The sequence below is a fragment of the Ferribacterium limneticum genome (assembly GCF_020510565.1).
Classification (GTDB): domain Bacteria; phylum Pseudomonadota; class Gammaproteobacteria; order Burkholderiales; family Rhodocyclaceae; genus Azonexus; species Azonexus limneticus_B.
In genome coordinates this window covers 2,700,222-2,723,480 of record NZ_CP075189.1, presented here as the reverse complement: position 1 = coordinate 2,723,480, position 23,259 = coordinate 2,700,222, and the positions used below count along the sequence as shown (strand labels likewise).

24 protein-coding genes and 1 pseudogene are annotated in these 23,259 nt (G+C 56.6%); 17 read left to right on the top strand and 8 right to left on the bottom strand.

Features of this window, described 5'->3' with window-relative positions; all coding sequences use genetic code 11:
• Positions 1–35 precede the first annotated feature (35 nt).
• Positions 36–2,501, top strand: a complete 2,466-nt coding sequence (locus KI610_RS13120) for an AAA family ATPase (protein ID WP_226495409.1) — start codon at positions 36–38, stop codon at positions 2,499–2,501.
• 308 nt (positions 2,502–2,809) lie between these two features.
• Here the strand turns inward: KI610_RS13120 and KI610_RS13115 are convergent, their stop codons facing one another.
• The 4 genes from KI610_RS13115 to KI610_RS13100 form a co-directional block, all read right to left on the bottom strand.
• Positions 2,810–3,286: an SRPBCC family protein gene (locus KI610_RS13115; protein ID WP_226495408.1), complete on the bottom strand. Its 477-nt coding sequence runs from the start codon at positions 3,284–3,286 to the stop codon at positions 2,810–2,812.
• A gap of 294 nt (positions 3,287–3,580) precedes the next feature.
• Complete coding sequence (locus tag KI610_RS13110; RefSeq protein WP_226495407.1) at positions 3,581–4,162, bottom strand: JAB domain-containing protein; 582 nt, start codon at positions 4,160–4,162, stop codon at positions 3,581–3,583.
• 291 nt (positions 4,163–4,453) lie between these two features.
• Positions 4,454–5,125 (bottom strand): hypothetical protein, encoded by a 672-nt coding sequence (locus KI610_RS13105; protein WP_226495406.1) that lies wholly within the window; start codon positions 5,123–5,125, stop codon positions 4,454–4,456.
• Positions 5,126–5,447: 322 nt separating this feature from the next.
• Positions 5,448–5,885: a hypothetical protein gene (locus KI610_RS13100; RefSeq protein WP_226495405.1), complete on the bottom strand. Its 438-nt coding sequence runs from the start codon at positions 5,883–5,885 to the stop codon at positions 5,448–5,450.
• Positions 5,886–6,013: 128 nt separating this feature from the next.
• Here KI610_RS13100 and KI610_RS13095 point away from each other — a divergent pair, with 128 nt between their 5' ends.
• Positions 6,014–6,244, top strand: coding sequence for a hypothetical protein (locus tag KI610_RS13095; RefSeq protein WP_226495404.1), 231 nt, complete (start codon positions 6,014–6,016; stop codon positions 6,242–6,244).
• On the opposite strand, the gene KI610_RS13090 is transcribed toward KI610_RS13095, so the two are convergent.
• Positions 6,230–6,439, bottom strand: a complete 210-nt coding sequence (locus KI610_RS13090) for a hypothetical protein (protein WP_226495403.1) — start codon at positions 6,437–6,439, stop codon at positions 6,230–6,232. The two genes, KI610_RS13095 and KI610_RS13090, sit on opposite strands and share 15 nt — an antisense overlap.
• Before the next feature lie 801 nt (positions 6,440–7,240).
• Here KI610_RS13090 and KI610_RS13085 point away from each other — a divergent pair.
• Positions 7,241–7,390 carry a hypothetical protein gene (locus KI610_RS13085; protein WP_226498592.1) on the top strand — a complete coding sequence of 50 codons (150 nt, stop codon included), beginning with the start codon at positions 7,241–7,243 and terminating at the stop codon, positions 7,388–7,390.
• Complete coding sequence (locus KI610_RS13080; RefSeq protein WP_404827508.1) at positions 7,375–7,527, top strand: transposase; 153 nt, start codon at positions 7,375–7,377, stop codon at positions 7,525–7,527. Before KI610_RS13085 ends, KI610_RS13080 begins: the two co-directional genes overlap by 16 nt.
• Before the next feature lie 152 nt (positions 7,528–7,679).
• Here the strand turns inward: KI610_RS13080 and KI610_RS13075 are convergent, their stop codons facing one another.
• Together KI610_RS13075 and KI610_RS13070 are read right to left on the bottom strand one after the other, a co-directional pair.
• A complete protein-coding gene (locus KI610_RS13075) occupies positions 7,680–7,898 on the bottom strand; it encodes a hypothetical protein (protein ID WP_226495402.1) in 219 nt (72 codons plus the stop codon).
• Between the two features lie 63 nt (positions 7,899–7,961).
• Entirely contained in the window at positions 7,962–8,390 is a 429-nt protein-coding gene (locus KI610_RS13070) for a DUF2141 domain-containing protein (RefSeq protein WP_226495401.1), read from the bottom strand.
• Between the two features lie 218 nt (positions 8,391–8,608).
• On the opposite strand from KI610_RS13070, the pseudogene KI610_RS13065 reads away from it, so the two are divergent.
• Positions 8,609–8,738, top strand: a pseudogene (locus KI610_RS13065) (IS3 family transposase); the annotation flags it as partial.
• Here the strand turns inward: KI610_RS13065 and KI610_RS13060 are convergent.
• Positions 8,732–9,430, bottom strand: coding sequence for a TetR/AcrR family transcriptional regulator (locus tag KI610_RS13060; RefSeq protein ID WP_226495400.1), 699 nt, complete (start codon positions 9,428–9,430; stop codon positions 8,732–8,734). The pseudogene KI610_RS13065 and the gene KI610_RS13060 sit on opposite strands and share 7 nt — an antisense overlap.
• A gap of 243 nt (positions 9,431–9,673) precedes the next feature.
• Between KI610_RS13060 and phaP the strand changes: the two genes are divergently transcribed.
• The 12 genes from phaP (at position 9,674) to KI610_RS13000 (ending at position 23,206) form a co-directional block, all read left to right on the top strand.
• A complete protein-coding gene (gene phaP, locus KI610_RS20150; protein ID WP_404827507.1) occupies positions 9,674–9,889 on the top strand; it encodes a TIGR01841 family phasin in 216 nt (71 codons plus the stop codon).
• 377 nt (positions 9,890–10,266) lie between these two features.
• A complete protein-coding gene (locus KI610_RS13050; RefSeq protein ID WP_226495398.1) occupies positions 10,267–10,968 on the top strand; it encodes a DUF6781 family protein in 702 nt (233 codons plus the stop codon).
• Positions 10,968–12,722 carry an ABC1 kinase family protein gene (locus KI610_RS13045; RefSeq protein ID WP_226495397.1) on the top strand — a complete coding sequence of 585 codons (1,755 nt, stop codon included), beginning with the start codon at positions 10,968–10,970 and terminating at the stop codon, positions 12,720–12,722. Before KI610_RS13050 ends, KI610_RS13045 begins: the two co-directional genes overlap by 1 nt.
• 1 nt (position 12,723) lies before the next feature.
• Positions 12,724–13,713 (top strand): patatin-like phospholipase family protein, encoded by a 990-nt coding sequence (locus KI610_RS13040; RefSeq protein WP_226495396.1) that lies wholly within the window; start codon positions 12,724–12,726, stop codon positions 13,711–13,713.
• Positions 13,714–13,745: 32 nt separating this feature from the next.
• Positions 13,746–14,009 (top strand): hypothetical protein, encoded by a 264-nt coding sequence (locus KI610_RS13035; protein ID WP_226495395.1) that lies wholly within the window; start codon positions 13,746–13,748, stop codon positions 14,007–14,009.
• A 91-nt stretch (positions 14,010–14,100) separates the two neighbouring features.
• Positions 14,101–14,448 (top strand): ABC transporter permease, encoded by a 348-nt coding sequence (locus KI610_RS13030; RefSeq protein ID WP_264178961.1) that lies wholly within the window; start codon positions 14,101–14,103, stop codon positions 14,446–14,448.
• 171 nt (positions 14,449–14,619) lie between these two features.
• On the top strand, positions 14,620–15,252 hold the full coding sequence (locus KI610_RS13025) for a TetR/AcrR family transcriptional regulator (RefSeq protein WP_226495394.1): 633 nt from the start codon (positions 14,620–14,622) through the stop codon (positions 15,250–15,252).
• A gap of 830 nt (positions 15,253–16,082) precedes the next feature.
• A complete protein-coding gene (locus tag KI610_RS13020) occupies positions 16,083–17,642 on the top strand; it encodes a PAS domain S-box protein (protein WP_226495393.1) in 1,560 nt (519 codons plus the stop codon).
• On the top strand, positions 17,639–18,271 hold the full coding sequence (locus KI610_RS13015) for a response regulator (protein WP_226495392.1): 633 nt from the start codon (positions 17,639–17,641) through the stop codon (positions 18,269–18,271). The genes KI610_RS13020 and KI610_RS13015 overlap by 4 nt, the downstream gene beginning before the upstream one ends.
• 281 nt (positions 18,272–18,552) lie before the next feature.
• Positions 18,553–20,175, top strand: coding sequence for a methyl-accepting chemotaxis protein (locus KI610_RS13010; protein ID WP_226495391.1), 1,623 nt, complete (start codon positions 18,553–18,555; stop codon positions 20,173–20,175).
• A 68-nt stretch (positions 20,176–20,243) separates the two neighbouring features.
• Positions 20,244–21,014: an oxygen-binding di-iron domain-containing protein gene (locus tag KI610_RS13005; protein WP_226495390.1), complete on the top strand. Its 771-nt coding sequence runs from the start codon at positions 20,244–20,246 to the stop codon at positions 21,012–21,014.
• A gap of 44 nt (positions 21,015–21,058) precedes the next feature.
• Positions 21,059–23,206, top strand: a complete 2,148-nt coding sequence (locus KI610_RS13000; RefSeq protein ID WP_226495389.1) for a putative bifunctional diguanylate cyclase/phosphodiesterase — start codon at positions 21,059–21,061, stop codon at positions 23,204–23,206.
• The last annotated feature ends 53 nt before the right edge of the window (positions 23,207–23,259 follow it).

Here is a 23,259-nt window from a genome sequence, read left to right as displayed (position 1 = left end):
GCAGACTGTTCTGGTGACCTAGTTGGAGTCCATTCATGCAACCGCTTTCACTAACGCTCAAAGGCTTTCGCGGTATCCGCGCCGGTCTGGGACGCGATGTCCTCACCCTGGATTTCGACCTACTGGCCGACGGTGCCGAGTTGATCGCCATTGCCGGTGCCAACGGGCGCGGCAAGACCACGGTAATGGACAATATGCACCCTTATCTCACTATGCCCTCGCGAGCGACGACGGCAGGTCCGGGCGGCTTTTCCTATTACGACCACGTCTGCCTCCCGGAAAATGAGAAGGACCTGGTGTGGTCCCACGATGGCCGAACCTACCGTTCGCAGGTGGTGATCCGCCTCAACGGTCGGCGCAAGACTGAAGCATTCCTGTTTGCCCTTTCTGCCGACGGTGCGTGGAAACCCATGGCATTGGAAGATGGCACTGTCGCGGATGGCAAGGTGGAGACCTATACCTGCTGCGTCGAGGCGATCTGCGGCAATGCTGACACCTTCTTCACCTCGGTGTTTTCCGCCCAGGGCAAACGGCAGTTGAGCGCCTATCGCAATGCCGAGATCAAGACGCTGCTGGCTGATCTGTTGGGGCAGGAGGAAATCCGGGCGCAGGGCCAGAAGGCAGCCGAAACGGCGCGGCTACTCAAACTTGGTCTGGCGGGGATTTGGCAGGAGTTGTCCGGACTGGATGATGATGCGCAACGCATCTGCGGGGAACTGCAACGGCTTGAGGGCGCTGCGGGCCGCATCGCCCGGAGTCTGGCGGCACGCCAAGCGGCTCAGGCCAACCTGGAGGCTGCCCGAAGCCAGCATGCGCAATTGGCGGCCGAACGGGAGCAGTCGCAGAGTGTTGAGCTGCGTCGGACGCAGCTTCAGGGCGAATGCAGCGCGGTGATCCAGGCTGGCACCGAGGCCATCGAAGCCTTGAAGGCACAGGAGCATAGCGAGTCGCAGCGCCTGGCACGACTGGAGCAGCGTATCGCCCAACGCCTGACTCACGAGCGCAACCGTCGGCAGGCTTTGCACAATCAGCGTCAACAATGCCTCAAGGTGTTAGCCAGTGCACCAACCGTACGGCAAGCCGAGGCACGTCTACCAATGGCTGAACAGGTTCTGTCACTGCGTCTGGCTCGGGTCGGCCACTGGCGCCAGCAGGCTCAGCGCCTGACCCAGTGCAAAGCTTCCGAGGATTTGGTCCAGCAAAGATTGTCGGGGATCGAGCATGAGGCCGGGCAGGCAGCGCTCAAAGCCGACGAATTGGTGCGGCGCTTTGGCCTTGCTGGCGTGGTGCCCTGTGCCGGTACTGACCTGCAGGGGCAATGCCAGCTTTTGTGGGATGCGCGGGAAGCCCAGTCACTGATTCCCGGTGCCCAGGCTGCCATCAAGCGCCTGGCAGACCAAAAGGCAGTGGCACAAGAGGAGTTGGCGGTTCTTGGCAGGCAGTACGAAGGGATTGCTGCGGCGCTCCAGAAACTGGCGTGGGCCGAACATCGTGCCGAGGTGGCAGGCGCGAGAAGCTCGCGGTATGCGCTACTGGCAGCCAAGGCGGGAGAACAGGCACGAGCCAAGAACGCGCTCGCCGAGATTGAGGCGGAACTGGCGGCGTTAGGTGACGAAATGTCGTCCTGCCAGCAAGGGGCGGAAACACTCGATGAGTTAGCCGAGCGCCAACAGATTGGTACCGCCCGGCAGTCGATTGGGGCTCAATTCGAACAACAGGCCAAGCATTACCGCGACACGCTGGGCCGGCTCAAACAGGTGTTGGCGGCCTTGCCTCCATGCTATGACGAGCAGCGTTTGGGCGAGTCGCGCAGGAAGATGGAAGAAGCGGCGCAGTCAGTCGCTGCCGCCGAACAGACTTACCTGGGCGCCGTGCGGGAGGCCGAAAACTTCACTGTCCTGACGCAGCAGGCAACAGCCTTGGCTACTCGTCAGGCGCAGGTGGCGAGCCGTATCGCCAAGGTCCAGTCCGAGTTGGGCAACTGGACATTATTCGCCAAATGCATGAGCAATGATGGCTTGATCGCCCTGGCCATAGACGATGCCGGACCATCCTTGGCAGGGCTGGCCAACGATTTGCTGCTTGCTTCCTACGGTTCCCGTTTCACCGTCTCCATCCTGACCCAGGTGGAGACCGCCAAGGGCGACCAGAAGGAGGGCTTCGATATCCTGGTACACGATGGTGAATCCGGCGAGAGCAAGAGTGTCGGGCTGATGAGTGGCGGCGAACGGGTATGGATCAACGAATGCCTGATCCGGGCGGTGGCGCTTTATCTCGCCCAGCACGCCAGGCGACGGTACGACACGTTGTTTTCTGACGAGACCGATGGGCAGCTTGATCCCGAGCGTAAGCGCATGTTCATGACGATGAAAAGGGAAGTCCTGCGGCTGGGCGGCTACCGGCAGGAGTTTTTCGTGTCGCAGACGCCGGAACTGACGGCCATGGCGGATGCAGTGATTGACATGGAGACGATGATTCTATCGATGACTACCCAAGAATGACTAATTCATCTTATTGCCAATCGCGCATGTACGGCTTAGCTGGCTGCGCATCGCGATGGCTTCCTTGATTTTCTCGCGCAGCCTGTCCGGTGTTGGATTGGGGGCGAGAGGGCAAGAACTACTGCCACTACAGCAATAATCAGGGAGGTGGGCTAGGGCAGGACGATGGATTTCCTGTTCCCTTGCCCGCCAATCTCGGCCAACTGACCGCCGACGAATTACGCCGCCCGCTGCTCGGTTAAGACCGGGGACTGACCTAGCGTCGACGTAACACGATGGTCGCAGGTCAGATTCCTCGAATCATCCCTTCACAGCTTTCCTTCTTTTACAAGTGAACGGATGCGCGCCAAGGTCGAGAGCAAGGCAGCCTTGTAGCCTCGATCCTCGCTGTCAAACATTTCTTGCTCCTGGCGTTCCCGTTCGCTGCCCGCATCTGCCCCGAGCAACCCAAGGTAGGCATAGAACTTCAGTTGGAGCTCACCGTTTGCGTCTTCCAGGATTTCATTGACGATAACGCCTTCACGCGGACTCTTGACCTGATGGAACGATACTTTTTCCATCGGCTTGAACGACACAATCTCGGTAATATCATCATCGAAAATCACCGCCTCGCGTACGATGAAGTTCTTGCCCTCGCCCACGACATCGCATTTCGGGCAAAATCCGGGCGGAAGAAACTGGCTCGCGTCACGCGCCTTCAATACCAGGCCGGCCCAGAGTTGATCACGGGAGAGCCTTACTTCGCCAGCCGGATTCACCGGCACTACTGCAGTCGAAAAAATCATGGGGATTCTTTCCTTTCCTAAGAATTATGTTGAATAGACATCGCACGGCTTCGGATTACGCGCCCGCGCTCTGCCTCAAATGTGCTGGAATGCATTTTATGGCGCCTCATTGATATCTCGCATCAGAAGGAAAAATAGTCGGTATTTCCGGAGAGCAGGCGGCTGTACTACCTTGGGATCTGTTCATGAACTTTTGAGTAGGAGTGTCATGAACGCCAAATGGATGAACTGCTGCAAGCTGGTGTTGAGTTTTCGAGCCAATGGGGCTGGCTAAAAGTTGGGCGGTGGATGGTGCTACATCAGCCCTCGTTCGGCAAAAGAGAGTACTTGGTCGCCGGCCACGACAAAATGGTCGATGATCCGCACGTCCACCAGGCTCAACGCCGATTTCAGGGTCTGCGTCAGCACTTCATCGGCACGTGACTGCTCGGCCTCTCCCGACGGGTGGTTGTGAGCCACGGCCAATGCAGCTGCGTTGCGGATGAGTGCGCCCTTGACCACTTCGCGGGGGTAGACGGAGGTCTGGGTCAGGGTCCCCCGAAACAACTCTTCGGCCTCGATCAGGCGGTGATGCGCATCGAGGTAAAGAACCATGAACACCTCGTATTCCAGCCCGGCGCAGTGGAGGCGCAGCCAATCGCGCAGGACTTGCGGCGATGACATGATCGGAGCGCTGCGCATTTGCTCGTGCAGGTCGCGTAGCAGCAACTCGCGGGCAACCTTTAGACGGCGGGTGAGCACGGTATCGGGCTTACCTTCCGTGCCAGTGGTGCCCACGGCATCACTGACATGCCAGCGGTGCTCACTCGACGTGCAAACCGGAGGTGACAGCAGTTCGCTGACCAGGTCGGCACGGGACAGGGCAGACATATTCATGACGTTCTCCTCTACAAGTAGGCGAAGCGGGAACGCCGATCCCGACGGGGACAGAGTCCCCGCTTGGGATGAATGTGCGGACGAATGTAGCAACATCGGCCGACACGATGGTTGAGGCAGGTATCGACTGCGACGCCGGCCTGGGGCCAGGCAACATTCCACGATGGAATGTCTATCAGCCCGCTCAGTTTCCAGCATTGGATATATCGCTTCAACGGACGATAGCAAATGCCATGCACAAGCGGCCCGAATCCGACCAGCTTATGCAGGGTGTCGGTGGTCAGCGCTACCTCATTGAAAGATGCGGGGTTCGATCGTCGCACCTCGCATGAAAGCGACGTAGGCGCCGGCTTTCCCGATGTCCCGGAAACTCGCGACGATCTCCCCTTTTCGCAGGACGTCCCAGGGCCGTTCGGCAGCGTCGGAAGGTTTGATGCTCAGATCCGCTTCGCGGTAGCCGGGATGGCGGTACAGAAAGTTGCCGGATGCCCAATCCACGATGCCGAGAATGCTGGTACACAGGATGGCGCTGCCGCCGTGCTCGCCAGATTCGATCAAGAGCGGAACTTTCAGTGTTCCGATAGAGCGGCCGATCCGACCAACGACATCATGCTCCTCGAGCCAGGGTTCGCCGGTGCGAGTTTCGCCCGTAATCAGGCGTATCTTGCGCTCCTGGGCGCGGCAGGATTCCAGGGTCTTGGCGGCTTTTTGATCGGTGCCGGGATCGAAGTAGGTCGTGCGCGTCAGGGGCGACTGGCCCCAGGCGTGGACGGCATTACAGTACTTTTCGTAGCCGGCAAGGGTCGCATAGTCCTCGTCGGTGAATGCCAAGTCAGGCCTGCCCAACTTTTGGGCGATCTGATTGACGTGGTCGCGGGCGTTGGCAAAGCCAAAGCAAGTATAGCCTTCGCCGCAATCGATCACGTAAAGTTGTTGCTCGGGATTGATGCGGATTTTGTTCATGTCAGGTTCCTCTCGAAACGGTGCGGAACCCGACCCTGGGGGCCGGGGCCCCGCAGCGGAGTTGGATCGTTCTGTAAACCCGGGAATGGCGGGCGTCGGAGCGTGCTTCAGGCTACTTGGGCTACTGGCCGGCGGCCTTGGTCGGGCGCCGTCTCGTCGGCGATGACGAGTTGGTCGGGCAGCAGGTGGTCCAGCTTCAGCAGCAGAGCCACTGCATGTTCCTGGTCATCCGGGTTCAAGGACGGGTGTAGTTGCAGGACTTCTTTCTTGATGATGCGAAGTTCCTGAACGATGGCCCGGTTGGCTTGCGCTTCGACGGCGTTCAGGATGCCTGCTGCTTGAAGGCCGTGCGTGCAGTGGCGAACTCAGCTTCGCGAGCCAGGCGGCGAACTTGGGCTACGGCCGGTTCCTCGGCCGCTTCGGGTAGGCATTCGACAGCGAGGTCGCTGCCACGATGTAGTCCAGCCAGCAGACTTTGCCAGGGCTGGACGAACATGCCATGGCAGAGCCAACGGGCGAACTGTCCGATCCGTTGGTCGCGCGCTTGGCGCGCCTTGTGCCGGCGCAAGGATTCCTTGCAGCACAGGTACAGAGCAAGATGGGTGCGCTTCATTTCGGGATCGGACTCGAGTTGGGTCATGACTTCGGTGGCGATCGCAGGATCGTGGCCGACACGCCGATAGAAGCCAATCCAGGCACGCTCTTCCTCGGACTCGATGCTGGTGCGTCTCGTGCGAGGACGGGGTTTTTCAAGAGACATGGTGTTTTCTCCAAGGTGAAATAGAGGGAACACCTGTCCCTGGTCGGAGAGGCGGTGGACTCCCCTGGGTTGCGCGGGTCTGCGGCTGGGCTATGCTGAACGCCCACAGATTGGAAGGAGCCCACAGCATGCTGCGTGCAGGCAAAGCACTTCGGTTCACGCCCGACGAAATTGAGGCTTACCGAAAACTCGGTCTCGACTTCGACGGGGCGCGAACGCAGGACGACATCGAACAGGCATTGGCCCAATGGACCGATACACTGAACGATGAACGTCCCGATCTCCTGGAAAAGATTGCTGTGGAAATGGCGAACGCCAAGGGCATCCCACTACCCGCACGCTTGCTACGGGTGCGCTGATGCCCCGGCCTTGTCGTTGCCCTCGGCAATCCGAATCCAACGGTCGGCGATCCGGTCCAGATAGACTAGGTCGCCGACTTCGATCTCGCCCGACTCTCGCAAGCGGGCGATGACTTCCTTGACCAGGACAGGGTCGTCCTTGGCCAACTGAACCACGGTGGCGGCGATGCGCCGGCGGTAGAGGCCGATTGACATCATCAGCCTCCAATTTCGCGATGCTCAAGGCTGCGGGCCGAACGCTGTGTGGCGGGCGGCTGCGGCTTCAGAAGCGCCGGTACGGTCGACGTGCGCGAGGTGGGCCGGGGACGCCCGGAACCACCCAGCAGTACGGCGATCGGGCACGATACTCTGGATACGGGGAGTGCGAACATGGTGTTCTCCTTCGGAAATGAAAGGGAACACCGATCCCTGGCGGGGAACTTGGAGTTCCCCATTCGGGATACGCTGCCATGGCGGCGGCGCGGCTCAACACCTGCCTGGCGGCAGATGCGGTACGGAAGGCTAGCATTTCTTGCGAAACGGGGCCTTAGCTCACTGCCGAATGACCCAAAGGTCGTGCGGCAGCGCAACGGTCAGCAAGTCGGCTGAAATAGACACTGGGTCATGGTAATGACCGGACCCGGTCGAAGCCGGGGGACTGAGGAGGGCAGGTAACGACTGCGACGCCAGCGAGGCTGGACTCCAGGGCAACAGGAGTCGCCACTGAAGGCTGTGCAGACACGATGTCCACAGAAAGCCCTTGCAGTATGGCGCTGGTTGCGTCTTCGGCTCAAGGCTGTTCGGTCGTTTGCCACCTGCAAGCGCTCAGCATCGTGATGGCTTCACGCGAAATTAGCGTTTCCGAACTGTCCAGCCGCAGGGGAGCAGGATGCATTCATGGTCATCTACAACCCTTAGGTGATGTAGCTGGGCTGATATTAGTGCGCGCACCACGGATGCCAACCGCCACCCCTTTTCGCCTATTTTTTCCAGTTGACCGTAGCATTTCCGTTTTGGTTGCCCCGCTACATCTACGACCTATCCGGCCGGCTGGTCGGCACCCAGGAAGCCAACGGCAATCTCACCACCCAGGCGCTCCTGCCTGTCGTCGGCAACGACGGCGAAGGGCAGGTTGCTTACGACCGCAAGATATCGGCCTTGACCTAAAGCCTGTCAGCCGGCTCGTCGCCTGGCTGGGTCTGACGCTACGGCAGAATTCCAGCACCGGCAAGACGAAGCTCGGTGCGATCAGCAAGCGCGGCGATGTCACTCTGTGCACCTTGCTGATTCACGGCACCCGCTAGGAATTGCGGCTAACGAGAGGGCAGGGTGGCGGTCGCAATAGCATCTGGGTAGAGGCGCTCAAGGCACTGAGCTGCGCCAATATGGCGGCCATTGCCCTAGTCTCCGATAATGCAATTGTCATTTATGGGGGGCTGTCTCGAGGGACCGAATATCAAGTGGCAAGCTGACGCTCGCCTTGTTCAAGCGATTCATCAGAAAGATCCACACCTGAGAGCTGCAAGCGACATGAGTTCATGGGAGAAAGGTTCGGATCGACGTGGAAGCAGCCTGGTAATGTGTTTGGCCAAGACAAGGCCAAGGCTTCCGCGGAGCGAATGTCATCAGGGCCAGTGCCGATGCGCACCGCAGTAGACCGGATAAATTCCTGCACGCTGCTTCCGAAAAACGAACAACCCATCGCTTTACAATGTTGGGAGAGTCCATCGACAGCACGCTAATAAGCAAGCTTGATGTCGATCGATGTCTCAGGTCCGGCGACCTCGAAGGCGCTGTCGGCGAATTTGGGCGGTCCCATTACTTTCGGATTGTTGGACAAGCCATAGCCTTCGGTCGGGAACATGCCGAATCGCAGGTTCAGTTTCTGGTCGGCGTTCTCGTCGTGATAGACCATCACGGCGTAGCGGCCCAGCGGCAGGCTGTCGAATACGAATTTCGAGTCTCCCTTTGCCGCCGGCAGGGAAATGACCTTCAGTGCCTTGTCTTCCTTGCGGAAGGTTTCCGGTTCCCGATAGAGGGAGGCGCGCAGATTGCCGGTTTCGTTGCGGACGCCAAGCAGGTTGACGACTAGCTGGCTGTTGTCCGCCTGCGCATGGCCGACTGCGAGCAGGCAGGCAAGCAATACCTGAATGGGCAGGCGCTGCATCGAATGGCGACTCAGAAGTGGTGCGATCGTACGGGGTTTAGTTGTGATGGTCATCGTCTTGGCAATGGGTGTTGTCGGGAAGTGGCAGGCAGTTCAAGTCTGTTGTCCGGGAAGGTCAAAATAGCACTGTCCGGATTGTCTTCCTACGTGATGACGGAGAGGGTACCTGAATCGCCACGGAACTTGTAATCGCTCCGAAGGCTTAGAATGGAGAACTTATGAGCAACAAGCTTTACCCGGAAGAATTCAAGATTGCGGCAGTCAAGCAGGTAACCGAGCGTGGCAGCTGTAGCCAATCGTATTGGCGGCTTGCAGTACCGTCTCTACGAATGGCTCAAGGGTTATAGCTTGCCCGAAGGCGGGAGGCTTGAACTACAAGGACAATCGGCCGTTACATTACCGAGCAAAGATGCATGTATTTCAGTCTTAAGTTGCTCGATACCAACATCTCCTCCTCCAAGTCGCGCAATGATGTGCCGAGAGGAAAGAATCATAGCGACCCCGCTGAACAATCCCACGTGTAGCACCACAGGGTTTGACGGTCGCAGCAAGCCGGCATCCATCGCTTCGCGCCACAAGGGAACACAAATCTCAGAGCCGGGACGGATCAAATGTTCAACAAGGTAATCGAGTCGCTCGCTGGGGGCTGAGATTTCGCGCGTAATGAACAGGATAGTTTCCGGTTGGTCTGCCAAATGATCAACCATCCTATCCAGAAGCGATGTGACGCGTCTTACTAAAGGTTGGTCTGCAGACTTCAGTTCATTGAGTTCAAGCTGTAAGGTTTGATGCTTCTGAGCAACTTCATCAACAACCGTACGCCATAAGTCTGCCTTGGACCCGAAATGATGAGCAAGCATTGATACATCAAAACCTGCTGTGCTGGCGATGGTCCGCAAGCTGACACCGTCAAAGCCGTGGCGGGCAAAAGACGAAAGTGCCACAGCCAACAATTTGTCGCGGCAGGTCGAATCAAATCCCTTCGGGCGCCCAGGGCGGCGAGATACGGCCAGTGTATTTATTGCGGTAGCACGCGGCATCGTATTTGGTAATGAATGGTTCGTGAAAAGAATAGGGATAGAAATGATTCACCAGTGCACTCTAGCTTGTTGACACTAATCAAACAACTGATGGATTAGTATGACGATAATCCTGTTGTAGCGCTGTGTACTTTGTTCCAAGGAGCGGGAGTTTTCTTAACCAACTGCTAGGAGCTGGAAGTGTCCACTAACAATAGTAGGGAACTACTGGTTACTGCCAGCAACTCAACCGTTGGCGCCCCGATGTCAGCAGCGCACACGGGATTTGCTACTACTCAGCGTCTGGTGGCTTTAAGTTTCGAAACAATTCGCGTGGTGCTCGATGATGGCGCCCAAAATGCTCGCGCTCTGCTAACCACCCAAAATCCGCAGGAAACCGCTTCCCTGTCCGGCGCGCTATCGAACGCAGCAGCTGACCGGGCCGTAGCGTGCTCGCGCAGCGTTTTCGAAATCGCTTGACCAGCAAATGATTTTCGTTCTAACAAGCGGTGGTCACAATCCCGGTATTGTCAGCGAACCCGGCCATCCCCTCCACCACTATCGCATCTGCACTAGCCTGGGTGGAGATGCCTACATGGCGCCGGACGGCTGGATGACTGCCACGCCAGTCAAGGAAGGTTCCTGGTGGCTGGAATGGCGCACACTGGCTCAAGGCCCGCTCGGCGGAATCCACTGTGCCACGCAAAATGCGGGCTACAGCCGGCCAATACCTGGTGCTAGGCGATGCACCGGGCCGATACGTGTTCCAGAAATAGAGGATCGCTGCCACGCCGCCATTATTGATCGCATGTATTCCAACAAACAGACCCGTTCACCAACTCGAGAGGAAGTGCATTATGCAAATAGAATCCGGTAATGCCACTGGCGGCAACATCGATGCCGCCAAGTTTGAGGCTGATGTACGCCGTGCCGTCGAGCAGGGCCATGATGTGCAGGAAATGGTGCGTGGTCTCACCATACAAATGATCAGCAAACACACGCTTGATATGGAGTCGGTGGGACAAATTGCGAGTGCCGCACTACGTGGGGCGAGGGATGGTACCGAAAAGGCGTTTAGCCAGTCGGCGGCCCAACTCGACGCGACACGGACGCGCCTCGGACAGGCCGTCGCCGGGTTGGATGCGGGGCTGGCACAAGTAGCCGAAGCGTCCAAGCTGGCATTGCAGGAAGCGGTGGGGCGGGCACAGTCCTTTTCCAACGAGGATCTGACACGAGCTCGCGCCGACCTGGAAAGCCTGGAGGCGATGTTCGTGGAAACGCTGCAAAGCTCCGCCGCGGGTGCCAAGGACGCGATAGGGAAAATTTTCGCCGATCTGGCCGAACACAGTCGCATTCATGGTTCTGCGGTCGGCCGACAGTTGCAGGAAACCCTTGGCGATCTCACACAACAGATTGGCGTAGCGGGACGCTCGCAGCTTGAAGCCAGCCTGCATTTGACGCATGCCACCACCGACCTGTTGCGGCAAATTGCGGCCGGTGGGCTCAGTGGCCTGGCCGATCGGGTCAAGCCACATCATCCCCAAGGCAAGGAAAACTGATGCTTTGGCAGGCGTTGACGGCGGTGCGTGACCTCGGGCGCCTGCACGACATCGCCGCGATTCTGGTCCGCTACGGTTTCGGCGACATGGTGCGGCGCATGGGGTTGGCCAACGCCCTGGAGCGCGCCGGGCGAATGCTGCACTGGAGCAATGCCGAAGAGTTCGCCCACATGCCCCCGCCCGAACGGGTGCGGCGGGCCCTGGAAGAAATGGGGCCGACCTTCGTCAAGCTTGGCCAAGTACTTGCTACCCGCATCGACCTGTTCGAGCCGGAGTGGATCGCCGAATTCGGAAAGCTACAGGACAGCGCCCCCGCTGCGCCCTGGGCGGACATTAGTCAGCAACTCACCGAGGACCTTGGTGCGTCGCCGGAGACCGTCTTCGCCGCTTTCGACCCGGAGCCGCTGGCGGCGGCGTCGATTGCCCAAGTGCACCGCGCCCGTCTCGACGACGGCAGTTGCGTCGTGGTCAAGGTGCGCCGACCAGGCATCCGGCCGATCATCGAAGCCGACCTGCGATGGCTAATGCGCCTGGCAGAACTCGCCGAGACGGAAAGCTCGGAGTTGCGTGCCTTCCACCCGCAGGAGGTAGCGCGCAACTTTAGTCTGTCTTTGCGACGCGAACTCGATTTCGCCGGCGAGTGTCGCAATGCCGAGCGTATCGCCGAGAGCTTCGCCGGCTATGCCGACTCCGACTCGCCAGAGCCCGGGCAAAACGGCGAAGCGGCCGTGCCGGCAACAGCGTCGGCGATCATCGTCATTCCCCGCGTATATTGGCAATGGACCGGCGAGCGGGTGTGTGTGCAGGAATTCATCGACGGCATTTCCGGGCGCAACCTGCAGGCTGTCGAACAGGCCGGGCTGGACCGCAAGGTCCTGGCGCAACGCGGGGCGAACGCGGTGTTGAAGATGATCCTCGAAGATGGTTTCTTCCACGCTGACCCGCATCCCGGCAACATCTTCTACCTGCCCGGCAACCGCATCGCATTCATCGACTTCGGCATGGTCGGAAGGCTTACCGAGGAGCGGCGCGACCAACTGATCAGCCTGTTGCTGGGGCTGGTAAAACATCAGCCACAGCGCGTCGCCGACGTTATGCTTGACTGGACGGCCGAGGTCACCGTCGACGAGGCGGGCCTGATACTGGAAATCCAGACTTTCGTCGATCAGTACCATGGCGTGGCGCTAAAGCAGCTCAAGCTGGGTGCCATGCTTTCCGATCTGGTGGATATTCTGCGCCAGCACCAGTTGGCCTTGCCGACTGATCTTTCCCTGCTGGTCAAGGCCTTCATCAGCCTCGAGGGAATGGGGCGCGAACTCGACCCGGAGTTCGACATGGCCGGCGCAGCGCTTTCCTTGCTGGAACGGGCAATGCGCGCCCGTTACACGCCGGCCGCCATCCTCAAACGCAGTTGGCATACGGCGAGCGAAGCGATCGCGCTGATTGCCGGCTTGCCGCAGGATATCTCCCGCTTACTGCGCGCCGCCCGCCGCGGGCGGCTGGAAATTCACATCGACATTTCGCACCTGAAACGGGTCGGTAACCAACTCGACAGCGCCGCCAACCGCCTGGTAATAGGTATTGTCGTCGCTGCGTTGATCATCGGCTCCTCCATAGTCATGACCGTGCCCGGTGGGCCGACCCTGCTCGGACTGCCGGTATTTGGTCTGCTCGGCTTTTTCGGTGCGGTTGTCGGCGGCGTCTGGCTGCTGCTGTCGATCTGGAAAACCGGAAGAATGGACCGCGAGCGATGAAATGATCTGGAAGCCAATCGGCGGCAATCCCGAGCGTCCGCCAAAAATCGCTCTCGTTCTCGGTAGCGGCTCGGCCCGCGGACTCGCGCATCTTGGCGTCATCCGGGCCATCGAAGCGGCGGGCATCGAAGTGGACTTCGTGGTCGGCACGAGCATGGGAGCGCTGATCGGAGCGATCTACGCAGCCGGCAAGCTGGACGATCTGGAAACCACCTTCAAAACTTTCGACTGGAAAAAAACGCTCGCCTTCTTTGACGTCATCCTGCCCAAGTCCGGCCTGCTCGACGGCGCCAAGGTCAGCGAATTGATACGGGCCCACATTCATGCTGACAGCATCTCGGCACTGCGCAAACCCTTTGCCGCCTTGGCGACGGACATTGTCAACGGCGATGAAGTGGTCATCCGGCACGGCGATGTAATTGAGGCGGTGCGTGCCAGTATATCGGTGCCGGGCATCTTTACGCCGGTGCGCAGCAACGGTCGAATTCTGGTGGACGGCGGCTTGACCAACCCGGTGCCGGTGAGCGTCGCCCGCGCCATGGGAGCCGACATCGTGATCGCGGTCGATCTCAACCACGAAATCATTGCCGGCAAGAATTTCAAGCCGCTGCGTGGCCTGCCCAATGGCGCGAATGACGAGACGCTGGGGATGTTCTCGCGCTGGGTGGACGGCTATCGCCAGTCGATGCAGGAGGTCAAGAGCCGTCTGCTCGCCCTGGATGCACCGGGGGCTGCGCAGTTCGCGCGTTGGGCATCGAGCGAGGAGGCAATGCCCAACATCTTCGAAGTGCTGTTGGCCTCGATCAACATCATGGAAACCCGCATTACGCAAACCCGTCTCGAACTCGATCAACCGGATATCCTGATCAGGCCGCCGCTCGGTGATATCCGTTTCCTAGAATTTGGCCGCGCCGAGGAAATCATCGAGATCGGCTACCGAAATGCGCAAGAAACGCTCGCCCGCTTGCCCTGCCAGCTACCGCGGCGGTAGCAGTTTGGCTGATTACTACGCCTGACGAGATCGTGCGTGCCGGCACGCCGATCATGCTCGATGTCGTCAACCCGAGCATGCAGATTGAATCGCCGGGGCATCCCGGACTCCGCCTGCGGGGCGACGATAGCCCGCAGGAATTGACGCTATTTCCGGTTGGTCCGGTTGCTGCGGATGGCACGCATCGTCCCGTCCCTGTCGGTGGGTTTGGCTTGCTAGCGATGGAGAGCACCCGGCATCAACGAACCCGGGGGCAGAACCATGTCGAGCTGCAAGCCAGCTATGTTTTTTCCTGACAGGCGCGTGACTACCAATCGGGATTCCCAGAGAGAAATATAATGAGCGTATCGATCAGATGAGCCGACCTGGTTAGCCGAACAGGAGGCGATGAACGGCTGCCAGACATCGTTGCTGACCTTCATCGTGCAGGGCGTGCTCACTGTACCGATCGAAGATTCAGTGGCGCTGTTTCTGGCAATTGCTGCATTGGATCTTGTTGTTGCCACCTCGATGGGTATTTTTATGGCAACCCTGGCGCGTAACATGCCGCAGTTCGGTTTGTTGGCAATGCTGGTGCTTTTGCCAAGGAGGTTGCTCTCGGGCGGTGTGACGCCACGTGAGAGTATGCCGATGCTCGCGCAAAACGTGACGGAGATCTCGCCGACCACGCATTTTGTTGCCGCTGCCCAAGCGATCCTCTATCGCGGCGCGGGTCTCGATGTGCTTTGGCTTTAAGTGCTTACCTTGGCAGTAATCGGTGCAGTGTTTTTTGTCGCCGCCCTGATCAGTTTTCGCAAGACCATCAGCCAGATGGCCACTATCATCATGAGATGAAGGGGTGTTAGAAACAGAATCGTTGTCGATGCTGTTGTTCCGGAAAGCGGAAAGCAAATATGAGAGTAAATTATGACGAAATCTACGCTACAGGAAACCCCTGATCGTAAGCGGCGGAAAGATAAGCGCCCAAACGAAATACTCGACGCAGCTTTGAAGGTTTTTCTGGAGAGAGGTTACTCCTCGGCAAAAATGGACGATATTGCTGCCTTGGCTGGCGTTAGGAAGGGCACTGTATATTTGTATTTTAAAAACAAAGAAATCCTGTTTTTAGAAGTCATAAGGCGGAACACGATACCGCATATTGAAATAGCTAATCAGATAGTCAAAGAGTATCGAGGGCCCAAGACTGCCTTAATTCAAATGCTTGTTACGTTCTGGTGGGAACAGGTGGGGGCTACAACAACAGGAGAAATTCTGAAAATAATAATTGGTGAAGCTAGAAATTTTCCTTCGGTAGCACAGTTCTATTTAAGCAATGTTTTTCAACCTGCTTGGAATATTATTGCGTCCTTGCTCCAGTCAGGAATTGAAAGTGGCGAGTTTAGGGAGGTTGATTCAGAGCTAGTGTCGCGAGCACTTATAAAGAATTTACTGATTATTGTGTTGTGGCGGGTCACGTTCGGTGAGTCAGATGATGTCGCTTTGGATGCTGAGTTCAAAATGATACTTGATTATTTTTTCGCTGGATTAAGAATTCTCTGAGCAACCCTCTGCTTTCGGATGGGCTGTTATACCGATTGTTAAGGCAGACTGCCTCGTGCAACAAGGCTGATTTTGCACTCGGGCATGATAACGACAGGGCATGGCCGAAGCCGGGGGCTCAGGAGGGTCGGTAACGACTGCGACGCCAGCGATGCTGGACTTTGCAACCGGAGTCGCCGATAAAGGCTGTGCAGACAAGATGTCCACTGAAAGCCCTTGCAGTATGGTGCTGGTTAAGTCTTCGGCTCAAGGCGGTTCGGTCGCTTGCCACCAGCAAGCGCTTGGGCCCGAGATATCTTCTTGCGAAATTAGCGTTTCCGGACCCTCGCAACTTTGCGATGCTCATCTTTTCGGCATTGGGAGTTTCCCCCGGCTCGACTGCGTAATCTTCGCCCCCTAGCCACATGCTGCTCGCGCCGCCACGATGGATCGATTTGAGTCGATGAGTATTGGCTGCGCTATCGGTAGTCGTGACGATACGACGTTCCCCCGTTTCAGGCGACCGCTTCAGGTGCCGGCGATGGTAAGTGGGTGAGCCATGAGTGTCCTCTCTATCCAGCTGTCCGAAACACCATGATCGACGAAACGCTGCTCTGTCGCTTGCTGAAGATGATGTCAAATGGGTCCCAAATGACTGGCTATCCTGAGAGTTGCGGAGGAGCAAGGGGGCCTTCTGTTGATTGGTGAATGTCGTTCATGTGCTAAGTTCAGTGTGAGATGTTACTTCGCAAGCTGCCGCTAAATACGACTGGGGCAGCGTGCGTGTTTAGTAGAAAAAATATCGTACTCAAGTACGGCTTGACTGGTTGTATGTAGAGGCCATTCGTTACATGAATTCAAACTTGAATATTGAGTTTCAGACTTTTTTCGTATCAGTTTTCTCTCTCGCAGCAATCATTCTTGGCTGCGCGATATTGGTTATCAGCAAATTTCGGCGCGCCAAAGAAGAAATGCGGATCAGCAAGGATTTTTTTCAAAGCACCTTCGATGCTGCTGCAGTTGGGATGGCCGTTGCCAACATCGATGGGCGTTATGTCAAAGTCAATCGAGCGATGTGCGAATTCGTTGGGTACTCCGAATCGGAATTACTCCGCATGTCCTATCGGGAAATAACCTTTCCTGAGGATATCGAGGCCAATGTCCAAGCGCGCCAACGTTTGCTTGCAGGCGAAATGTCGACTTTCCGTCAGGAAAAGCGTTACGTGCGCAAGGATGGGCAGGTGGTTTGGGCGGTTATGGTGGTATCACAGATATGTGACAAGAGTGGCTTAGCGATCTACACCATTGGACAAATGCTCGACATCGACACGCTTAAGCGCATAGAACAGAGCTTGCGGGCCAGCCAGGCTGGGCTGGCGCATGCCCAGCGGATTAGCAGAATTGGCGAATGGGAATGGAATATCGAGGAAGACTCCTTCGAGTGGTCGGATGAAATTTGCCATCTTTTTGGGATTGATCGCTCACAACTCCCAAAGACTTACAAAGATATTATTTCAAATGCATACTCTGACGACCGCCCACTGCTTGAAGGTGCGCTTAATAGGGCATTGCAAGACCACAAAATGTTTACCATCGATCTTCGAATATTACTTCCGACGGATGGTGGCTTACGTTTTGTCTGCCTCCGCGGTGAGGTTGTTGTTGATGCTTCTGGAAAGCCTGCAAAAATCCGCGGGACTACACAAGACATCACTGAGCGCAAGCAAACAGAGTTGGCTTTGGTTGAGTCGCGGCAGTTGCTAAGAGAGTTATCACTGCATCAAAAAAACCTTCTCGAAGAAGAACGGAAATATATTGCTCATGAAATTCATGACGAGCTTGGCCAGCGCCTGACAGCACTAAAAATGGATATTTCCCTGCTTCGCCTGCGTTTTGGCAAAGATCCGGAGTTACTGGAAAAGCTGGAGGACATGCGGGTGCTTGCCGAAGGCACCATCGGCGTTGTCCGCAATATTGCCAGTGACCTTCGGCCGTCTGCACTGGATCTGGGCTTGGTTCCGGCTATCGAGTGGCTCGCCCAAGACTTGGAGGCGCATTCGGATATCTGTTGTCGCCTGGACTTGGGAAATGAAGAAATTTCGATGAACGATACTCAAGCTACCGTTGTTTTTCGTGTCGTGCAGGAGTCATTAACCAATGTTGCACGTCATGCCAAGGCCAGCGAGGTGGTGATCGCGCTGAGCAGGGGTAATGGGCAACTCCTGCTGAAGATTCAAGATGATGGCTGCGGTTTTGACCCGAGTGCAGTGATCCAGTCACGGGGCTTTGGGCTTTTTGGCATGCGAGAGCGGGCTCTTGGTTTGGGCGGGAAACTTCAGATTGAAAGTGCGCCGGCTCGGGGAACAACCGTATCGATTGAGTTTCCCTTTCCGATGGGGGCAAAGGTGTGATCAGGATCATCGTTGCCGATGACCATGCTATCGTCCGCGGCGGGCTGAAACAGATAATTGCGACGACTGCTGATATCGTGGTCGTTGGCGAAGCGACGAAGGGCCAGGAAGTCCTGGATCGTTTGAGCGAGATACAGGTCGACCTGGTTTTGCTCGATATGGCGATGCCTGATACGCAGGGAGTTGACCTGATTCAGAGTATTAGTGCCCGATGGCCTTCACTGCCGATTCTTGTGCTATCGATGCACAATGAAGGACAAATCGTTGCACGAGCGCTCAAAGCAGGTGCTCGCGGCTACGTGACCAAAGATAGTGAACCGGAAGTCTTGATCAGCGGGATTCGTAAAATTGCCGACGGTGGGAAATTCATGGATCCGGCTTTGGTTGACGTCATGTTGTTTGATGTTACTTGCGGCCTCGCTCAACCTCGCCAAGCTCTTTCCGGGAGGGAGCGTCAGGTCCTGGAAGGAATTTCAGCAGGGCAGTCGCTCGGGCAAATTGCTGAAGGACTTCATCTGAGTCCAAAAACGGTCAGTACCCATAAGATGCGCCTAATGGAGAAACTCAGCATCGACAACAATGCTGATTTGATGCGCTACGCTATTCGTCACGGCCTTGCTGATGGTTGATTCAAGGCAGATGTTTCTGCAAGGCAAATAATTGTTGCTGCACGGAACCAGCGTTTGCCAAGGGCCTTGTCTGCCCGGATCCGTGTCAATTGGGGTTTTCCTTAATAAATTCAGGAAAACCTGACATACAGAACTATGAATGATCGATATCTTGTTCCCTAAGCTAGAGGTTCTTTGGCTTGGGGTGGACGGGGCGTTCAAAAGACCTCGCCGCATGAGTAAATCGCAAGGTTAAGCAATTCCATATTTGGGGATAAGCGACCGCATCAACAGAGAAGCTCGTGAAAATAAATCTGCCCGTCACGCAGAACGAGGTCGCCTATCCTAAAGGCCGATACCTCGTTTCCAAGACTGACCTTAAAGGCGTCATCACGCATGCCAACGACGCATTCGTGGAAATTAGCGGTTATAGCCGTCAGGAATTGATCGGCAACTCGCACAATATGGTGCGCCATCCGGACATGCCACCCGAGGCTTTTTCCGATTTGTGGCGGACAGTCAAGAGTGGCTTGCCGTGGCACGGTGTCGTCAAAAACCGCTGCAAGAACGGCGACTACTATTGGGTCAAGGCCTTTGTTGTGCCGGTGCGCAAGAATGGCCAGACGGTTGGTTACATGTCCGTTCGTACCGAACCCGCCCGAGACTTGGTCAGTCAGGCTGAAGGTTTGTACCGTCAGGTTCGGGAAAAACAGGCCAAACTGCCGACGGTCAATCCCGGGTTGCTCGGGCGCTTTTCTTTTAGTACTAGGTTGTGGACCATCATGGGGGGCATGGCTGCGCTGACGGCGGGTATCACGGTGGCGTCATTTGCCAGCGAACTGACATCTGAAAGGACGCTGTTTGTCGGCGTGGCGGCTTTGATCTCCTCGCTGATCGCAATCTCCGTCGGCGTTTATCTCTCCATCAAGATCGACCGGCCGCTCTCCAGAGTCGCAGAGTTTTTTGACCAGATAGCGGAAGGCAATCTGACCAACGATGTCGATGTCTCCAACCGGGACGAAACAGGATTCCTTTTCTGCCAATTGGGCGGAATGCAGGTTCACCTCCTCGCCATGCTTGATGATATCTCCAGTGCATCCTCCGCAATCGAAACCCGCTGCCAGAACCTGAGCCGGCAGATGGGGCAGGTCAATGAACAATCCACCCTGCAGTTTGACAGTGCCAAGAGTGTGGCTGCCGCCACCGAAGAACTTAGTGTCTCGGTTCGCGAAGTCGCCAACAGCGCAAGCGACACAACAAGCGCAGCGCAACGTGCTCAGCAACTGATCAAATCAGGAAATGCCAGAATCAGGGAAACGGTACAGATGACGACGCGCGTCGTCGATGCCGTGGAGCGGTCGAGTTCGACGATCAATACCTTGTCGGCTGCCATTAACAAGATTGGCAGCATTACCAAGGTGATTACCGATATTGCCGGGCAAACCAATCTTCTGGCGCTAAATGCCGCCATTGAAGCTGCCCGCGCCGGGGAGCAGGGGCGTGGCTTTGCCGTTGTCGCCGACGAAGTACGGACACTGGCCGAGCGAACCTCGACTAGTACGCGCGATATCGCCGCTACCATCGCCGAGATTCAGAGCGTGACGCTCGAAGCTGTTGAAGCCATGGCTTCGGCCCGCAAGGAAGTGGAGGCGACAACTTCCTCCTTGCAAAGCAGTGCCGAGAGCCTGGATGGTGTAACGCAGGCTGCCGACGAGGTGGCCGAAATGGCGCAAAGTATCTCGGCGGCTACTGTCGAACAAACCCAGGCCAGCGAAGAAGTTGCCCAGAACATGGAGCGGATTACGCAACTGATCGAGGGCAACTTGGCGGCAGCACAGCAAGCAAATCTGGATTCCAATGAATTGCTCGAGACATCAGTGGGTTTAAAGGCCTTGATTGGCGGATTTCAGATTCATAAAAGGTGAAGAGGCGAACAATCGCTCACCCCGGCCACGGGGGACCACCTACTTAAGAAACACCAAGGGGAAACAGCATGCGAAATATTCCGATATACAGCTCCGAGCAGCACAAATTCATTCTCTTGAACGAGAGTGAGCCCGGCGAGGAGGATGGCATCCGCTCCAACCAGTATCTGATTGTTCACGAGGACAATGGGGTCTTGCTCGATCCAGGTGGCTTTGGTGTCATGCCGCGGGTCCTCTCGGAGCTGCTGAACTATGTCAGCCCCGACAAGCTGAAAGCGATCATGCTCTCGCATCAGGATCCGGATATCGTCGGCGGGATCGCGACCTGGCTCGAAATCACGGATGCACCTGTTTACGTGTCGAGTATCTGGTTGCGCTTTCTTCCCCATTACGGGGTTTCGTCCATGCAGCGTTTTGTTGGCGTGCCGGACGAAGGGATGAACTGCCAGTTGGCAGCGGGTTTCGATCTGAAGTTGGTGCCAGCCCATTTCCTGCATTCGGAAGGCCAGATCAATGTCTATGATCCGATCGCCAAGGTTTTGTTTACTGGCGATATCGGTGCTGCCATGGTGCCGGAGGGCGAAGATCATCCCTACGTGGATGATTTTGCTGCCCATTTGCCTTATATCGAAGGGTTTCACCGTCGTTACATGTGCTCTAACCGGGCGGCTCGATTCTGGGTCGAGGCTGTTTCCCAATTGGATATCGACTTTATTGCCCCGCAGCATGGCCCTGTTTATCGTGGCGCCGCTGTTCCTGCATTCCTGAAGTGGTTCAAAAATCTGGAGTGCGGCGTCGACCTGATGGTGGGGGCCGGTCGATTCCAGCAGGGGGGTTGAGGATGACGAGCGTCCCGCGACTTCATCCCGAACGCCAGGCGGAAATGCGGCAAAAGGTCCTCGAGCGGTTCACCGCATTATTCGAGAACCAGACCAGAACCCGTCTGTTTGCCGCGAGCGTTACCGAATTAACCCAGAGCACCCATGCCGAACTTCTTGCCGGGCTCAAAGAGTCCATTGCGCGGGTTACCTCGGCAAAACTGGAGCAAGCAGAGCGGGACGAGATCACGACCAGCCTCAAGCAGGCCGTGGCCCGCTGTAGTCGGCTCGACAAGACGTTGGACCTTTTGATTGGGGAGCGGCGGCGACAGTGGCAGCGTAATGCAAATGATCTTCAGCAGGTCATGCTTGAGTTCAACCGGATGACCAAGGATCTGGCCGGCACCTTGATCGAGAAAGACCTTCTCGAACGCCAAAGCCGGGTTCTCGAAACCATCGTCCTCTCCCACGAAAAAGTCACCCAGTGGAAAGCCTTTGTCCAGGAGGTTTTGCTGGGATTTCATGCCTTCTTTCCGTTCGATGTTTTCTTTATTGCCTTTGCCGAAGACAACGTCCTGTCGCTTTACATCTACTACATGGGCGATTATCCGGAGGAGGTAAAGAGGCGCGCACGGGATAATCTGGCGCGGGACATGATCGGACACCTGAGCCTGCCGGCCGACGTGCCTTTGGATATTGAAGAGTTTCAGGTCATCAATAAAAAGGGCAGGGCTCATGCGGATATCGAGAATATCCAAATGATCACGGTGCCTGTTCCCGACCTCGATACCTCCAATCTGGCCGGTCTCCTAGGGATCGCCTATGCGTCAACCGATGGCCTGACCGCTCAGGAAAGCAGTGTCATTCATTCGATTCTGGCGGTGATGGTGATGGTGGTGGGGTCGAGTAAGGCGCTCAGCCGAACACTTTCCGAACTTGAATACTATTCGACGCATGACCCGCTTACCGGTCTGCATAATCGGCGTTACTTCAATGACATTCTTGATTATGAAATAGGCCGTTCGGAGCGGCATCAACACGAATTTTCCATTCTCATGCTGGATCTGGACGACTTCAAGGATGTCAATGACACTTATGGTCACCCGTGTGGCGACAGCGTCTTGCGGCAGGTCGCAGAGACCATGCATTCGGTCATGCGCAAAGGAGATTTGGCAACTCGCATCGGCGGCGATGAGTTCGCGATTATTCTGGTCGAGACGGGTATCGACGGGGCGATGATCGTTGCCGAAAAGCTCAGAACTGAATTGCGGCAGATGACCTTTGAGGGGGAGGACGGCAAGTATTTTCACATCACCACCTCGATTGGTGCCGTCAGCTATCCGGGCGACGCCAAGAGCATTTCCGACCTGATGGCGGGTGTTGATCTCGGCCTCTATCGCGCCAAGGAGCTAGGGAAGGATGCGATCGGGACGCTGGAGTCGGTCAAAGACCGCCTACATGCCAGTCGGTTGAATCGTGACTATGCGGAAACGCTTCGCGCGTCGCTGCGGGAGGGGCGTGTGATTCCGTACTACCAGACTATTTTCGATTGCAAGACAGGCGAGCCGTTTGCTTATGAGACTCTAGCCCGGATCAAGGAAGCTGACGGAAAAGTCCTCTCTGCCGGGGCGTTTATCGAGACGATTGAAAAGTATGGCTTGGGTCGGGAACTTGATCGCGCCATCATCGAACAGGCGTTGGTTGCAGCGCGTGTGCAGCTCGACGAAAAGAAGCCGCCATTTCGCCTGTTCATCAATCTCTCTGCCCAGGAAATCCAGGGGCGGGGCATTCTCGGGTATGCGGAGCAACTCTGTGCTGAACTGGAGATTCCGCCGAGCATTATCGTCTTTGAGATTCTCGAGCGTGATGCCATCAGTGACATGACTCACATGAGGAAATTCCTCGGTGACTTGCGGAAAAAAGGATTCCTGTTCGCGCTCGATGACTTCGGTAGTGGCTACAACTCTTTTCACTATCTGCGCGAGTTATCCTTCGATTACGTCAAGATCGATGGTGCGTTTGTGAAGAATATTGTCAAATCCAAGATCGACAGTACGCTGGTGCGCAACTTGACTCGCCTCTGCCAGGAGCTCGGTATTTTGACGATTGCGGAGTTCGTGGAGTCGGAAGAAATACTGCTGGCATTGCAGGGGATGGGCGTCGACTATGCGCAAGGTTTCCATCTGGGGATTCCTGCCGCAAGAATGCCTTGATTCGGTCCAAGTAACCGATTTTTGGGCAAACCAGGCAAACGCATCGTCGTTCC